This window comes from Rhodococcus zopfii NBRC 100606 = JCM 9919, from assembly GCF_001895025.1.
GTDB classification, from domain to species: domain Bacteria; phylum Actinomycetota; class Actinomycetes; order Mycobacteriales; family Mycobacteriaceae; genus Rhodococcus; species Rhodococcus zopfii.
Genome location: NZ_BCXI01000065.1, coordinates 1 through 16284, shown reverse-complemented (window position 1 = coordinate 16284; position 16284 = coordinate 1). Strand labels below are relative to the sequence as shown.

The 16284-nt window shown below is 67.2% G+C and carries 12 protein-coding genes; 8 read left to right on the top strand and 4 right to left on the bottom strand.

What is annotated here, in order from left to right:
* Nucleotides 1-38: 38 nt before the first annotated feature.
* Nucleotides 39-1460, bottom strand: coding sequence for a hypothetical protein (locus tag RZ1_RS27970; RefSeq protein WP_139282039.1), 1422 nt, complete (start codon nucleotides 1458-1460; stop codon nucleotides 39-41).
* A gap of 176 nt (nucleotides 1461-1636) precedes the next feature.
* Complete coding sequence (locus tag RZ1_RS27965) at nucleotides 1637-2248, bottom strand: hypothetical protein (protein WP_072816054.1); 612 nt, start codon at nucleotides 2246-2248, stop codon at nucleotides 1637-1639.
* A gap of 165 nt (nucleotides 2249-2413) precedes the next feature.
* Here RZ1_RS27965 and RZ1_RS27960 point away from each other — a divergent pair, with 165 nt between their 5' ends.
* From RZ1_RS27960 to RZ1_RS27930, 7 genes are all read left to right on the top strand, one after another.
* A complete protein-coding gene (locus tag RZ1_RS27960) occupies nucleotides 2414-4738 on the top strand; it encodes an AAA family ATPase (RefSeq protein ID WP_072816052.1) in 2325 nt (774 codons plus the stop codon).
* 95 nt (nucleotides 4739-4833) lie between these two features.
* On the top strand, nucleotides 4834-5880 hold the full coding sequence (locus RZ1_RS27955) for a hypothetical protein (protein WP_139282038.1): 1047 nt from the start codon (nucleotides 4834-4836) through the stop codon (nucleotides 5878-5880).
* 36 nt (nucleotides 5881-5916) lie between these two features.
* On the top strand, nucleotides 5917-7179 hold the full coding sequence (locus tag RZ1_RS27950; RefSeq protein WP_072816049.1) for an AAA family ATPase: 1263 nt from the start codon (nucleotides 5917-5919) through the stop codon (nucleotides 7177-7179).
* Nucleotides 7180-7227: 48 nt separating this feature from the next.
* Nucleotides 7228-9072 (top strand): hypothetical protein, encoded by a 1845-nt coding sequence (locus RZ1_RS27945; RefSeq protein WP_072816047.1) that lies wholly within the window; start codon nucleotides 7228-7230, stop codon nucleotides 9070-9072.
* A 233-nt stretch (nucleotides 9073-9305) separates the two neighbouring features.
* A complete protein-coding gene (locus RZ1_RS27940) occupies nucleotides 9306-10043 on the top strand; it encodes a hypothetical protein (RefSeq protein WP_072816046.1) in 738 nt (245 codons plus the stop codon).
* A 126-nt stretch (nucleotides 10044-10169) separates the two neighbouring features.
* Nucleotides 10170-10964: a hypothetical protein gene (locus RZ1_RS27935; RefSeq protein WP_072816044.1), complete on the top strand. Its 795-nt coding sequence runs from the start codon at nucleotides 10170-10172 to the stop codon at nucleotides 10962-10964.
* 311 nt (nucleotides 10965-11275) lie between these two features.
* Nucleotides 11276-13603 carry a hypothetical protein gene (locus tag RZ1_RS27930; RefSeq protein ID WP_139282037.1) on the top strand — a complete coding sequence of 776 codons (2328 nt, stop codon included), beginning with the start codon at nucleotides 11276-11278 and terminating at the stop codon, nucleotides 13601-13603.
* A 62-nt stretch (nucleotides 13604-13665) separates the two neighbouring features.
* Here the strand turns inward: RZ1_RS27930 and RZ1_RS27925 are convergent, their stop codons facing one another.
* Nucleotides 13666-14271, bottom strand: a complete 606-nt coding sequence (locus RZ1_RS27925; protein WP_072816040.1) for a transcriptional regulator — start codon at nucleotides 14269-14271, stop codon at nucleotides 13666-13668.
* 244 nt (nucleotides 14272-14515) lie between these two features.
* Between RZ1_RS27925 and RZ1_RS27920 the strand changes: the two genes are divergently transcribed.
* Nucleotides 14516-15556, top strand: a complete 1041-nt coding sequence (locus RZ1_RS27920; RefSeq protein ID WP_072816038.1) for a hypothetical protein — start codon at nucleotides 14516-14518, stop codon at nucleotides 15554-15556.
* Nucleotides 15557-15572: 16 nt separating this feature from the next.
* Here the strand turns inward: RZ1_RS27920 and RZ1_RS27915 are convergent, their stop codons facing one another.
* Nucleotides 15573-15926, bottom strand: a complete 354-nt coding sequence (locus RZ1_RS27915) for a hypothetical protein (RefSeq protein ID WP_072816036.1) — start codon at nucleotides 15924-15926, stop codon at nucleotides 15573-15575.
* Nucleotides 15927-16284 lie beyond the last annotated feature (358 nt).

Here is a 16284-nt window from a genome sequence, read left to right as displayed (position 1 = left end):
GACGAGACCTGACGGATTGCGCTCAACTCCTGGGTGTTCTACGCCGAAGGTGTTGCTTTGCTCGCAAGCTTCTTGGGGAGATGAACCGTTGCGACACACAAGTCGACGCGTCGCCCTTCATTCTCATACGAGAAGATCGGCCAATCACTAGTACCCATCTGCTCGGAGACATGGCCCGGTATCGCGCGAAGGGCATCGTGGCGTGCCTCGACAGTCCGCTTGAAGTTTTTCTGGTCCATCAGAAGCAGAAGCACGGCGGAGGTGTCGTGAGCCGTGAGGTAGCCGAATAGTTGAGGATCCACCGCATCCTGGACCCATTTGTTGCTGCGAGCCCACTTGCTCTCGCAGATAAAGACCTTAGCTGGCCCTAAGCCTTCAGCCAAGGTGTCCGCCTTGATGAATATGTCGGACTTGCCGCCCCTGCTGTACACCTCTCTGTTCGCCCCAGGAAGCGTCGCGTTGAGCGTGGCTGCCAGAAGATCACTGACTCTGTCCTCATCTAGGTCGTGGTACGCCGCTGGGTGGCGTTCGAGCGCGTCTGCCCAAACGCGGATGACGCGTTGGACGTCCTCGAAACTCGCAGGGGCGAGCCGTGCGCGCATGTCCACGCGGATTTCGGTAGGGGCTCCCGAAGAGTGGCTCGATAGTCCTATGTCCTGGACCGGACTCGCCTCGGTGGCGGCTGGTTTGGTCTCCAGCTGAGGTACGGGAAGGACCCACTCGTTCGGGAATCTCAGCGTTTTCAGAACAGCCGCACGATGGGTCAGCGTTCTCCGTCGACCCTCGATCAAATCCTTGAAAAGCTGCGGCACTTCTTCATCGAAGAATCGGGCAGTCTGGATCGCTATCTGGTTCACGATGCGAACCGCGACTTCCCGTCGCTCGTAGAACTGTGCTTGAAGGTCGATGGATCCACCGGCCCCGGCACTTGCCTCTTGGTCGGGCGTTAGGTCGAAGAACGTGTAGAGGGCCCAAACTTCGTCCTCGCCCGGGAAGTTGGCGGTCGAGAGCTGCCATGTTTCTTCAGCGGCTTTCAGCCTGTCCCGTTCGACGCTGCCCCACGACTCTGGCCAGTCCTTGGACTCCTCCTGAACTTCTGCGTCCACCGGATCGAGGTCTTCGTCAGTTGCGTCCGGCCAGCATGTCAGTAGTTGGTGGTCACCCTCAATCTGGACTGCGATGAAGTATCGGGTGGATGGCTGCATGTGTGGGGAATCGTCCATGGGAACCCACGCGCCGCCGTGTTCCCTCACGCTCGCGGGTCTCGGATCTCCGAGTTTGGGCGGTTCAGGGCGCAGCTTGTCGAGAGCTGCAGGTAGGTCCTTTTCGAAGACGTCCAGCTGGTCGAGGTCCGGAATCTGGGAAACCTGAGAACGTAGACCGCTCTTGTCCAAGATCGACCGCAACTTGCGGGAGAGAGGACTGTCTCGTTTGCGCGCAGAATTGAACACCGAGGTCACGGGGATGGAGCTTACGGAACGCAGGCAGCGTCCGATCAGCCTCGCTGCTCGATGGAGCAGCGGATGACCTGTCGGCGGGAGTGACGGCGAGGTGTGTCAGCACCCTCATCGTCGGTGAGCTGCGCTTGCGCCAGTTCCTGCCCGCCCACCAGTTGAGTCGCGCATATCAGAAGGGATCACCACAGCGAGAGCGGTTTCCCCGCGTCTTCCGCAGCATGGATCCGGGCATCGATCGCGGCGGCGTCGTCGCCGGCGCGAAGGCCTTCACGAACCGCTTCGGCGATCGCATGGCTTCGTCCCGCTGCACCACGCACATCTGCCAACGGCGAGTGCAAGTTTCGGCGCCGACGAACGTACTCGATGCGATTGGTCGCGTTCGTCCCTAGTCGCATGTGCCCGGGGTTGGTGCACGCGGCGTAGTCGCACTGATGGCAGACCGTGACGTCGTCGGTCGCTGTCCAGCCGAGCCGCGTAATGACACCGTGCGCGAGCTGGAACGCGAACAGGTGCGCGGGAACGGTGCCACGGCGCGACGGACCGGGCAGGCTCGCCGCCCGGTAACTGGCGTGACCGGTCGAGGAGATCGCGCCGATCCATGGCCAGCATTGGGTTTCGCCGCGCCGGTACCGCTTGCTCTCGAATCGGGCAACTATCACCGGATCCGACAACCACCGCCGCCACAGGTCGGCCGGCACCCGCACGGGACGGCGGTCGCCGAGCAGAGCCAACTGCTCGCCACGGTCGGGCAGCCCCTCGAGCTCCAACATCAGACCGCTGGCCACCGACACCTCCCACCAACCTTCACCCAGCCCACCGCTTCCCCGATCGTACGGGCATCGCCGCTGGTAGGCGAGACATATTCGGGGCCTGCTGTCACGACTGAAACACCCACTCCGAGCTGTTCGTAGCGTCTCTGGCATCGACAGGCACCACCTAGGAAAGGGACCGGGATCATGCTGCGGTTGAAGTCGCTCGAGATCACCAACATCCGCTCCGTCGAGCACATGACACTCGACGTGGACCCGGACGGCACGACCGCGCTGTACGGCCCATCGGGAGTCGGCAAGTCGGGCATCCTCGACGCCTTGCCGTGGTGCCTGTGGGGTGACACCGGGTCAGCCGGATCGGCGGCCGCGCTGCGCCGCGAAGGTTCCACCGAGCCCGCCCAGGTCACCGCCACCGTTCTCATCGGCAGCGACGAGGTCGTCGCGGTGCGGCGCATCACCCGATCCGAGTCCGGTGTCGAGTCCGCTTCGGCGAAGCTGTGGATCAACGGTGTCAAGCAGTCGAACGTCACTCCGGCGTCGCTGACCCGGATCATCACCGAGCTGACCGGGCTGACCGCGAAGACGTTCCGCGGCGCGTTCTACATGGCGCAGGGGCAGTTGACCGAGCTGATGACGGGCACCCCCGCGAAGGTGCAGGAGACGTTTGAGGAGCTGACCGGCCTCGATGACCTGACCAAGCGCATCCAGGGACTCCGTGAGCAGTGCAAGGACGCCACGGTCCGGGCCGAGGCGCTGCCCGGTGATCCGGCCGAGGTGACGCGAACCGCCGCCGACGCCAAGGAAGCCGGCACCGAAAGTGACCGTCTGCAGCACGAATCCAACCGAGCTGCGGCTGACGCGGCCGCGGCCCGGACCATCTGGGATACCGCCAACGGGCAGGCGAAGGAACTGCAGCGCGCCGAGCGCGCCGCCCGCGATTCCCGCGAAGCCGTAGTCGGCGCCCAGGCCCTCGCTGCAGACGCCGCGCAGGCCGTCGACGCGGCCCGCCAACGTCTCCGCGATCTCGGTGAGGCAACCAGCGGGGACCACCAATCCCAAGGGGTCGCCGCGCGCAAGGCCTGCACCGATCTCGAGCATGCGATCGGTGAACTGACCCGCCGCGGCACGGAACTGGGGTCCGCCGCCGGGCAGGAGAGCAGCGCCCGCACCGCCGCCGAGCAGGCCCGCGCCGCACACGCGGCCGTCGACCCGGATGCGTTGGCCGCTGCCGTGACCGCCGGGCAGGCCGAGGTGGAGGCGGCGCGCAGTGCACACCAGCAGGCCCTGCGGGCAGCGCACGTCGCCGACGCCGCCGTCGCCCAGCGCGACGAGGCCATCGCGACGCTCTCCCGCGCGATGAACGCCGCCGTATGCCCAACGTGCCGCCAGGATGTCGGCGACGTCGCCGCCCTGATCGACGAGCAGCGCGCGATCCTCGACCAGGCACGTTCGGAGGCGGCGGCCGCCCACCAGAAGGCAACCGCGCTCGACCGGGCCCTGCTCGACACCGAGACGCGGCTGCGCACGGCCCACGACGCGCTCGCGAACGTCGACAGCCTCGCCCGCGTCGCCGAGCATGCGGAGGCCGCGTCCAGCGCCGCGACCCGGCACGCCGACCGGACCGCAGCAGCACTGGCCGAGCTGGTCGCCGCTCACCAGAACGCACCGGCACCAGCCGGGCGGGACGAGATCCACCGAGCAGCGCTCACCGTGCACGAGCAACTGACCGCACAGCTCGCCACCGCACGAACGGTCGCGACAGCATGGAATGCGTTGGCCGACGCCTTCACCCGGGCGACCGCTGCCGGCGAGCGCGTCGAGATGGCACGCGCCGCGGTGGTGGACGCTCCCAGCCCCACCGACGTCGCGGCCGCCGAGTCCCGAGAAGCAACCGCACGCGTCGCCCTCGACGCTGCTCAGGCACGCGCCGCGGACGCCGCAGCGCAGGCCCAGGCCGCGCGCGCCACAGCGATGCAACTCGACGGCATCGCCGACGACGCCGCCACCCGGTGGGAGCTCAAGCGCGAGGCCGCCGAAAAGGCGGAGATCGCCCGCATCGCCCGTGACATCGGTATCGCCCTGCGCCGGGATCTGCTCGCCGAGTACTGCGCCACGATCTCCGCAGCGGCGACCGACATCCTGACCCGCCTGGGCGGGGAGCACGTGGGGTTCGTGATCGACGAGACGTTCGTGCCACAGGTGGTGTTGCCCGACGGGACAACCCGAGCCACCCGGCAGCTCTCCGGCGGCGAGAAGGCCCGCGCCGCGGTGTGCGCGTTCATCGGGTTCTCTCGCCAGCTCGCCGGCGGCGGCAAGCCGGGCATGCTGTTCGCCGACGAGATCACCGCTTCGCAGGACGAGGCGTTCCGGCGGGACATGCTGACGATGCTGCGGGCCCTGGAGATGCCGATGATCGTCGTCTCGCACACCGCCGACGTCCTCGACATCGCATCCCGTGTGATCCGGCTGCAGCGTCCGCCGCTTGGATCCACTCAACTCGCAGCAGCATGACCGCGAGGAGTAGGCCCCCACTATCGTTCCGCCACCACCACGAACAGGAGAAGTCAGTCGTGTCGAGTTATGGACAACACCCGAACCCGGCGGCAGTGGCACGTGCCATCGAAGCGCAAGTCGAGGCTGTCACCACTGCTGACATCGACAGTCTCGGTAGGTCTGCCTGGTATGGGCGGTACCTCGATGAGACGGCACTCCCGCCCGAGTTGCGCGAGACGGCGCGGCAACGCGTCGCCAACGCGGACCGCGTATCGAAGGCAGACGCTGGGCAGAGCTTCTCAGTGCTGCTCGCCGCACTCCTGATGCTCATCGGCTTGCTTCTTCTGGCGCACGGCGCCGAGGTCGGACAGCAGACGGAAGTGATCGGAGGCGTACTGGCCCTGGTCGGTGCCGTGGTGGCTATTCCCGCCGGCCGGTGGATCTTCCGAGACCCGTGGAAGGTCGACGAAGCCGAATACCGCCAGATCAGCGCGGCCACACGCGAACTCAAATTGCCGTTGCACTCGGCGTTTGTCGATCTACTGGATACGGACCGATCAAGCAGGTTGCGGGACATCAATCAGCAATGGAAGACAGGGAACCCCAGACGCGAAGCGAAGCTCGTCTACGTCGCGACCTCCATCCTCAACGACATCCGCAGCTCTCCAGCCTGGCGGGATGAGGTGTTCGACGAGCACCGAGTCCGGCTGGACCTCACCGCTGCGGAACGCGAGATCTACGAGCACGCGGCACGACTGTGGGAAATCGACTCAACCCTGGTGGCCCCGACCGGAAACGACCCGGCAGTCACAACGCAATGGACCCACCATCGCTCCGCCCTCGACGAGGCATGGGAGACCCTCATCGATCGCGTCGCCGCCCTGCACACCTACCGCGAGGGGCTACGCCCCATCGAGAGCACCCTCCGCGACCTCGCCGCAGTGCGCAGCATGACCACGACCTCGACCGAACTCAGTGACCTCCTCACCTCGAGCGCCCGAGCAGACATCGCGACCGCCCACGCCCGGAACCTGGCCGCGGAACTGCCCGAAGTCGCCGCGAACCTCACCACGCAACTGGAGTTCCTGCGGCGAGCAGCCATCCACCAGGAGACCTTGGCTACCCCGCTGCCAGTGCTCACACCGACGGCATCGCGCTAGCCCGCCACCCGCCCATCTCGAAAGGACCACCACCTCGTGCTCGCCTACGGATACGTCGGATTCCCCGCAGGATCAGGGAACTCGGCAAGTGCAGCGATTGACCTGGTGCTGCTGCGCGACGGGACGCCACGACGCTGCCACGGCACGATCGGTGCTGCTGCCTGGGAGTCCGCACCCACCGGATACGACACGCTGCTCGACGGGATCCTGCAGCTTGGGTCGGGCGTCGAAGACACACGCGACCGCATCGGCGACCCGGACACGCTGCCGATGCGCGTGATCGAGCTCGCTGACACCGTCACCGACGACCGGGTCCCGAACGCCTTCATGGTCGAGTACTTCAAGGTGGACGACCCCGACGAGCAGATCGAACAGTTCGCCAGTGCCGCCCTGGCCGCCGGTAGCGGCGCCCCCGCGGTGGACTGGGACAGTGACCCCGCCGGCGCCGACCTGGAACCGGCGATCTCCTCCGACCCCGACCAGACGTACAGCACCCCGTCCGGAGACCCGTACCTTCCGCGGATGGTCGGCGGCATCGTTGACGTCACTGTCGTGCGCGCCGCCATCGACCACGGGTGGACTGTCGGCCTCGCCGGTGAACCAGGCTCCGGCAAGACCACTCTCGCGCAGGTCGCAGCTCCAGACCTGCTGCAGTTGACGTTCCACGGCGAGACCACCGTCGAAGACATCGTCGGCCGTTACAACCCCGATCCGACGGCGCCGTCTGGGTTCGCCTGGGTTGACGGGCCTCTGCTGCAGGCCATGCGGGAAGGGCGTCCGTTCCTCGCCGACGAGCTGCCGCGCGCACCGCAGGAGGTGCAGGCAGTGTTCCTTTCGGTGTGCGATCACCGGCGCGCGTACATCGACACCTCCAACCCCAATGTCGGGCAGGTCGACGCCGCCGACGGGTTCGCGGTGCTGATCGCGTACAACCCCGGCTCCGGGTTCGGGATCCCCGAGGCCTTGCACGACCGGATCGCGTTCACCGTCACTGTCCCCACCGATCTGTCGACCGCGGAGAACCTCGGGGTCCCGAAGGCCTTCGTCGATGCCGCCCGCGCGCTCATGGCAGCGAACGACGTCGCGCGAGCGAAGAGCCAAGAGCCGGTATGGGTTCCGTCGCTGCGTGCCCTGCTGAAGGCCCGCGACATCGCCCCGGTACTCGGTATCGGTTTCGCGGCACGGTCGTTGGTGTCGGCGTGCCCGGAGACGCTCCTGCGCGGCCGTGTTGCCCAGGAGCTGGAAAAGCACCTCAGCCTGGGTTCGGGTGAGCTCGGCGAACTTGTCGCCCAGTCCTGACCAGCACACATCCGCACCTGACCGGGTGCATCGAGAAGGGAATCCGAAGTGGGGTCGCAGAGTTGGGAGCTGACCGGATGGTCGGCCACCGAATGGGCACGGCAGATCGCCGGCCGCGGCGACGTCACTGTCACCCTCGACGCGACACCCGGTGGATTCGAGGTCGACCCGACGTCCGGGCAGATCCGCATCGACCCGCACGCGGCAGAGCTGTCCGTCGACGATCGCGGACGCGTCCCGACGACCAGGACGCTCGTCGACCGCCTGTCCCACCCGATCTTGGCTGGTCTCGTCCTCGACGGTGCTTCGCGTGCAGCGCATTCGCGGTGGCGCGGCCGCGTAGGCGACGCGGTCCCGGCCGGGGTGCTCGAGGTTGCGTGGGCGCTCGACGCCGCGCGTGCGCACCGCAGACTGATCATCCGCAGCCCGAGGTCGCGGCTGTTCCTCCGGTCGGCCGCCCCGGTGACGATGTCGGTGGTGGCGTCGCCGCGCGTGCTGCTCGAGCGGGTGTTGCCCCAGGTTGACGCCGGGGTGCTTCCACGGTGGGTGGGCGATCGGATCCGCCCGGTCGTGGAGGAGGAGTTCGGCGGCGACGTCGTGGCCGAGTGCACGCAGATCTGGCGTCAGGTTCTCGCCCTGCGTGACAGCGACGACGAACGGCTGTTGGCGTTGGCCGAGCAGTGGTGCCGGCTGCTTCCGGATGCCGATTCCGACAGCGGCAGCGGGGCAGGCTCCGGGGCGGGGGAGGGCGCCGAGCAGTCGGCCGACAGCGACGACGCAGGCTGCGAGGACGACACTGCCTGTGCCACTGGTGACAGCGACGACGCAGGCTGCGGCGACGACACTGCCAGTGCCACCGGAGGCGGGGATAGCGGGGCGGACCCGAGCGACCCGGAAGCCAGCCCCGGGGAAGGCACCGGTGATTCCGGCGACCGAGTCGACCCCGGCACCGGGATCGGCTCGGGCTGGACAGACCTGCTGCGCGACCTCGCCGCGGAGACCTCCGCAGAGGCAGAGCTCGAACTCCACCAGGCGCTCGGCCCGCAACCGACACCCGAGAAGCGGGCCGACGACACCCAACGCGACCTCGCCGCCGCCGCAGCCCGATCGGTGTTCGCCGCGAAGGCCCTCACCCGCATCCGGAACCGGCCGCCCACCGACGCGGAGATCGCGGAACGTGCCGCGATCGTGCGCCGCCTCAAACGCGCCCAGTACGAAGCGCCCCGCCAGGTCACCGAGCACGTGGCATATCCGGCGGGCAACGCCAGAACGAGCGGACTCGTCCAACGGGCAGCGCAACGCGCCAACGGGCAGGTCGTCACCGCGACACCGTGGCGCCGCAACCGGCGCAAGGTCGCCGAGAAGCCACCCCTGCACGTCGGTGTCGTCGTCGACGTCTCCGGATCGATGGACCGCTGGCTCCCCGTGGCTGGCACGGTGATCTGGTCGCTCGCGGCCGCGGCTGCAGAGCTCGGCGGCACCGCCGCAGCCACCGGATTCGGTGGCACAGTCACCGCATTGCTCGGACCTCGCACCCGCCCCAATCGAGTGCCCGTCGTGCCCGGTGGCTCATCTTCAACCGGGTGCGCCGAGGCGATGTCCGCCGTCACCGCCGGCGCCGACCTCACCACTGCTTTCGGGGCCCGCGTCCTCGTCGTCCTCACCGACGGTGAACTCCCCAGCCACGAAGCCTCCGCCATCAACGACCGCGTGCGCTACCTACGCCGCCACGACGTCCATGTCGTGTGGGCTCTCACCGGAGACCGCGAGAACGCCTGGGTCGTCCCCGAGGACACCACCGTCGTCGACCACGTCAACCCGAACGCATTCGCAGGACTCGTCTCCGGCGCGATCGCCACCGCACTCGAGCGAGCCAATAAAGTGGCGGGGTAGGAACAACACGAGTGCTCACAGTTCAACGGGGCACACCAGCCGGGCCATTGTGGGTGGAGCCTGGTTCGCGCGGCTACGATCTCGCAGTGCACAGATCGCCGGACCAGGCCTATCCCCCCTCACGTCTTCGGAAGTACGACAGGGAGAAAGTCAGCGGTGGTCGGTACGCCACCGTGCGGTACCTGGAAACAACGCCATTCTGTTGGATGTGTGCTCGCAGCAGCGGGGAATCGGTGCCGAGCAAGGAACACATCTTCCCTCAGTGGTCCTTCAAGTACTTCACGGACGAGCAACTGCGTTTCGAGCCGTTCCGGTTGAGCCTCCGTCATGGTGCTGCGGCAGATAAGCGTGGACCAATGCCGGCGCAAACGATGGTCGAAAGTCGCGTTTGCAAGGTCTGCAACAACGGTTGGATGTCACAGCTGGAAGCCGCGGCGGAACCACTCATATTTGGGCAAGACCGCAACCTTGATGAGGGTCAAGTCGAGACTCTCTCTCGCTGGTTCGCGAAGACTTCGGCAGTGCTCAACGTGTCCCAGACTGCACCACTGAAGTGGAAGGCGGAAGACCGGCACCGGATCGCCCGCGGCATGCCTCCGAACATTCGCGTCAGCGTATTTCGCGTACCGGAATCTGACCTGAACTGGGTGCAGGGGCTTCCTCTAGGGTTCGTGTTTCCTATCGACTTCGACCAGCGTCTTCAGAATGGGCTGATGGGAATGGTTAACGTTTGCAGCATCCAAGTCCATGACATCGTTGGCCTCGTCGTGAAGTACCCCTGGCAGTTAGCGCACGCCGAGTTTGAACTCTCGGGAGTGTCGATCTGGACCGGGGACGGTTCGCTGCCGGTCAACCTGGACGACCTTCCCCTTGAGAAAGACATGTTCTCGGTGCTGGTGTCTGGCGCGTGGAAGGACAGCCCACTGTTCGGACGGCCAACCATCGACTCCATCGACTTCTTCGAGTCATGAGGCCAGCGGAGCGACGCATTCGCTGAGCGGCAGGGACGGGCGGGCGATTGACGCGTTGGGTGCTGGAGAAGCTGCCGCGCATGATGCCGAGCACCTGAATGCTTCCCGCAGAATGTGAGGCCCTCCGTGACCGAACCGACCGTGCGTCACCCGATCAGCATCGAAGACGCTGCCCGTCTCGACCCCGCTCAGATCGCACCACCGATCGTCGTCACCGACGGCGAACACACCGAGATCGGTGCCGCCCACGGCCGGGTCCTGCCGTTGATCGGTTACCGCCGCCCCTACATCTACGACGTGTCCCTGCCCGACAAGCGCCGCGTCTACGCCGACACCCCCGAAGATGCGATAGCGGTCATCATCGGCGGTGACTACGCCGAGAAACTCGCCGCCCTGCGCGATCTCGAATCGTCGATCGACGACACCGCGATCGACGAGGCATGGCTGGCCCTGGCCCGCCTCCGGCACGCCCACGCCGACCGGCTCCGGCTGGCGCTGCAGCAGCAGATCAACGACCTCGCCCAGCGCGACGGCAGCTGGGATCACCTCGGCGACGAGGAACAGCAGCAGCTGACCAAGGCCGCGGACCCCGACGGCCCCTACCCGGTCGGTGTCCTCGAGGAAATCCCGTTCGTCGACGAGGAAGACAACCTGCACACCCGAATGGCGGGTGTGTGGTCCGCGCGGGTGTCGCTGGTCCTCAACACCGGTGACTACGACCCCTACTCGAACACCCCGCTCCCACTGTCGGAGATGACCCGCGACGGCGTGGTGGTGCCTGGGGATCCGAACCTGGTGGTCCTCGACATCGGCGACAGTGCCGCCTATCTGGAGTCCCTGGAGAAGGCCGGCTGGCTGACGATGTCGGTGCTGCCGGCCGAGCAGCCCGACCCGATCTTCCGGGGCATCAACCTGAGCTGACCGCTGTCCGCCGAGGTCATCTCCACTGCTAGACGCGGTGATTCGACCTTCACGACACCGGTGCTGTCGGTGCACCACGCCAGGATGAACAGCAATCGGATCTGCCACACACCCCCGATCGAGGAAGGAGTCGGCGCGGCCAGGAAGCCGCCGCCGGTAGGAGCATGGTTTGCAGAGAGAACAAAGCGAGGTCGACCGCGATCCGCCTCGCGAAGGAAATGTGCAAGGGGCAAGGGCTGGGCTCACTGCACGATCGCGAACTGCAGTCCGCCATTCACGAGCGGCAGCACCACTTCGACGGTGCCCCACCGATGACCACCGAACAGCAGATCGCGTTCGTCGAAGGCCTGCGCCAGCAGATCGAGAACGATCCGTCGATCTCGGATCGGGAGAAGTACCGGCAGAGCTGGGACCAACCCGGGGTCATCACCCGTCTCGACACCGAACTCGACCGCCTCAAGACCGGGATGTACACCGACCGCTTCGGCAACAAGACGCCGCTGACGGACGCACAGAAGAACGCCGGCAACCAGCTGCAGGCGATCCAGTACCTCGGGACCATGGTGCCGCGCATCCAGTCCGCGAAGGCCACGTACTTCGAGATCAACGCTCGGCACACCGGCCGCAGCATCGGCGAAGTGCAGGCCGAGTGGGATTCGATCATGGCGCGCCAGGGAACCGGCCGCGGCAATGTCGGTATCTCGTTGAAGGATTCGTGGCGCGACGATCTCGCGGTCGCGGGCCTGTCCGCGCAGGGTCAGGCGGACATCGGGCAGTCCAAGCGAGCCCGGGATGCCCTCGCCGAGATGGAGGAGCGGCGCCTGGCGCACCTGGCGAAGCAGCCGAGCCGGCCGACGATCCGCCCCGAGCACCGCCGGGTCTACGCGCAGTCCGACAACCCGAACGTGCGGTGCGAGCAGTGCGGCCAGTTCGGTCACGAGCAGCCCGCCTGCCCGAACGGTGACCTCGCCGCCCGCAGGAAGGAACTGCAGGCCGAGCACCAGGCCGCGACCAACGCCCTCAAGGCAGCGTCGGTGCAGCAGGTCCTCGACTCGGGGCAGGAGCCGGTCTATCTGCGCCGCGACGGCGTCGAGGTCGGCGGCGATGAAGCGCGCCGGCTCCTCGAACAGGACCGTGACAGCTTTGCGGGCGGGCAGCCGATCACCACGGTCGCCGAAGCGAACGCCCGACTGAAAGCGGTCGCCAACAGTGACGCCGAGCTGCAGCAGCAGATGGCGGCCCGCACCGGTGGGGTGTCGTCGTGGGTGCAGGAGGTCGCCTACAACGAGGAATCCGGCCTGATGATGGTCACGACCGCGCCGCGGACCCGCAAGGACGGGCAGGTCTCGCCCGGAAAGACGTACCCGTACCGCGTGTCCAAGGAAGAGGCCGCGCAAATCCTCGCCTCCGACGAGGTCGGGCGCGCGATCTCCAACACCGTCATGCGCCGCGGCAACGGCAAGACCAACGACGCCTACCACTGGGAGAACGCCGCCGACGCGCAGGCCGCGCAGGAACAGCGCAAGTGCCCGACCTGCGGGCGGTGGGCGTCGATGACGTCCTCCCACGCCTGCCCGGTCCCCGGCTCGGCGGCCGCGGACAACAGCATGTCCGACCGTGCGCAGCAGGCTCACTGGCGCGCCCAGGCCCGCGCGGCACGCGAGGCCGGTCTGGAACCGCCCGCGCCGCCGATGCAGCGGGTCAACCTGATGTCGCAGCGGCAGTTCAAGCTCCCCGGCGGCGGCATCGCGAACGTCCCGCCGCCGCGCGATGTCCGCGACCAGGTCGCCGCCGGCCGCGCGGCCGCCCCGTCGGTCAGCTTCCGGTACCCCGAGGCGACCGTCTCCGGGCAGGCCACCGTCTGGCGCGACGAGTCCGGCGTCGAGGTCGTGTCCCCGTTCCCGCAGGCAGGCGGCAACGGGATGCGCTGCACCTGCGGGAAGTTCAGCAGCGGTGGCCGCTGCGAGCACATCGGGAAGGCGCTGCACAGCCTCGGCGACGCCTACGGTGCCGCACCGACCGGTGACACCGCGCTGCGGCCCGGGGTGTCGATGGCGGAGGTGCGCCGCGACCGCACGTCGGACACCGCCTACGACGCGCCCCGCGCCCCGCTCGAGCGGATGAACTACTCGCGCATCCAGAACCTGCGCGCCCAGCGGCAGGACACCCACAAGGAGGGCCTGTTCGAGAAGCAGCGTCGGGGCGAGCCGATCAACACCCCGTCGGTGAAGCCGCCGAAGGACACCGAGGGCCGAGCGGTCGCGTGGCCGACGACGTTCGAACGGGAAGGCAAGGGCGGCGCCAACTCCGACCGCCCCACTGACCTCAACGATGTCGCCGACGTGCAGTACCGGATCCGGGCCGCGCTGTTCGCCCGCACCCGTACGCACTACTCGGTGCTGCGGGACAAGGACGGCGGGATGCGGATCACCATCCCGAAGGCGCGGCGCGCGAAGGACGGCACGATCCCGTTCGCCGAGCGGGCCCGCCTCGCGGACACCCTCGGCATTCCGGCGCACCACTCCCGCGCCAACGGTGTCTACATTCCGGCGGATACGTCGTGGCGGCACGAGATGCTGTCCCGGTCGTACGGGGACACTCCGCCGCCGATCCGGGCGGCCCGGTACACCGTCGCCTGACACAGAAATCCCCTGTGGCCCCGAGGTTTCCCTCGGGGCCACAGGTCGTCATGCGTCGCTGTTCAGAGGGTCTTGAGCTTCCCGCACGGGCCGGGGACGTTCGAGGTGCTGCGTGAGGTCAGCAGGGTTCGGACGATTTCCTGGTCCGCGGGCGAGAGGTTGGGGTCGATGAAGTTCAGTTCCGGCTTTCCCAGTTCGCGTACCCGGCCCGCGAGGGTGGCGTCATAGACGGTCCGGTCGCCGTTGTAGCCGAGGATCCCCGTGACGTGCAGCACCGAGACGGTGAACTTCCGAAGGGTCACCGGAAGGAACCGTGCGGCAAGGACATCGGAGTCACGGAAATTGGTCCATGCGCCCTGGTTGGCGAGCACGCATTCGGCGTCGGTGTGCTTGACGCTCTCACCGATCTGGGTGCGATTGAGATAGGGCTCCGGCTCAATTGCGGACGCCAATGCCTGCTGCAGGACCGGGTAGTCGCCGTCGGTGTACAGCAGGGGGTAGTTCGCCATCGTGAGCAGCCTGCTGACGTCGAGATCGGGAAGGTAGCCCGATTCGAGGAGGAACTGCACGCTTGCATCCGAAGTGCCGAGCAGTTCTGCTGCCTTCTGCCGGCTGACGGTCAGCGATGCCTTGCGATCCGAGTCCTGCTGAATGAGCGTGGGGGACATGTTTCATCCTCTCGATGTGGCGGCTGCGATAGAGAAGTTACGCCGCTAGATAGGGATTGTCTACTACTAGCGCAAAATACTCTAGGAGTACATGTATCTCTAGGGCGTGTATTCGGCTGAAGGGTGCTGTTGCGACAGGTCTGGAATGGATAGTTCGAGCGATCAGGATCAAGCGACAGAGAGCGCTGGATAACCGCCTCGCTACCGTGCGCGAGAACCATCGGATCACCAAGGGAGACCGCTCGTGAGCAGCGCAATCGACACCCTCGACGACCACGACGTTGTCGACCCGAACGCCGGCCCCTGCACCGAAGAGGAAGCCCGCGAACTCGTCCGCGAGGTCGCTGAGGCAGCTGTCCGCTTCGAGGACGCGATGCAGCAGATCTTCCGCCGGCGAGCGTGGGAGCCTCTCGGCTACGACAATCCGCAGGACCTGATCCTCGGTGAGTTCAAGGACGGCGGCCTGATCAACCCGCGCACCGGGAAGCCGTACGGGCGTGCGCACATCTACCGCATGGCCCGCACCGCCCTGTTCCTCCACGAGGTGTCCTCCCGGACCGGAGTCGACGCGACCGAGCTGGACGTCGCGGAGAAGGCACTGCGGGCCGCGCGGGAGAATGGCGTCGACGACGTCACGATGCTCACTCAGATCGAGAACCGTGTCATCGCCGCCGCCGAAAGCGGGGAGCAGCCGGACAGCGAGGCCGTGCAGGAGATCGTCGAGTCGGTGATCGCGGAAGCCGCGGGCCGCACGCCTACGCCGCCGGCCGAGGAACCTGCCCCGAACAACGAGCTCGGGGGAGCACCGGAGACAATCGGCGCAGCTCCCACCCCGCGGGTCCCCTCCGAGTCCGATGGGGACGTTCCTCTGGCCTCGGAGGGCGATGACCCGACCGACTGGCCCAACACCGATCCCCACCACGAACGCGACACCAGCGTCGACGTCAACGTGGACGATCCGTTCGGGGCGTTCGGTGCACAGGCCACCGGATCGATGGCCCCCGACGGGGGACAGTCATGGGCTGAAACCCTCGCCCGCACCGACGACTTCATCCGGTTCACCGACACCCTGCGTCTGATCAACGAGATGGGTCGCAAGCTGCCCGAGGTATCCCAGGTCGCCGAGAAGCTCCCCGAGTTCCTCGACGCCTGCGACGATTCCGAACTGACCGCGTTCTCCGAGGCCCTCGACGATGTCGACATGCTGCTGCGCGAGATCCCGCAGATCCGTGAGGCGATCCGCGCCATCCAGGAGTGCACCCAGGATCGCGCCGAGATGATGTAGCACCCCCGCGGGTCGGTCAGTCCGCGACGACGGACCCGTCGCTGACTCGCCGGTACGGCGGAGAGCCGCAGGAGGACACCTCGACGACCGTTCCATCCTCGAGGAACACGAACGAGCGTTGCCCACCGGCCGAGAACGGCAACGGCCGGGACGAGTAGTACGACGTCCGCCCCTGGTAGGACGCCCACCGGTAGTAGCCGATCGACCGCATGAACTTGGCGTGAGCGTCCGAGACCGCCGCGTACTCACGAATCCAGTCGATGCTGGCGCGCTCGTAGCGAGCGGGGACGAAGCCGTAGTGCCACGCATCCGAGGCGATCTCCGTCCGTTCCCCGGGCGCTGTGTCGGCGGCGGGCAGGGTCGTGGTCATGGAACCTCCATGAGAGTCGGGCGAGTGGACTCCACGACGGTCTCTCCCGATCAGCCGCGGTGTTTCAGAACGCCACCGGCCCGGCTCGCGCGCAGGCCCTGTCCGGGATCGGTGGTGACTAGCCTCGCAATGAGGGTGATGCGAATGGAGGGCACGGGAAGTGACGAGGAGTCGACGGGCACGGCTGGGACGGGCGCTGGAGAACACCAGCGCCCTCCACCTCACGGGGCGAACATGGGATGACCCCTTCGACGGTGATCCCGACGTGACGGAAAAAGAGCTGGTGGTCGAGGTGGAACCGTTCCCCACTGACCGGCACGGGACGATCGTGCTCGGCAACACCTCGAGCCCTAATCCC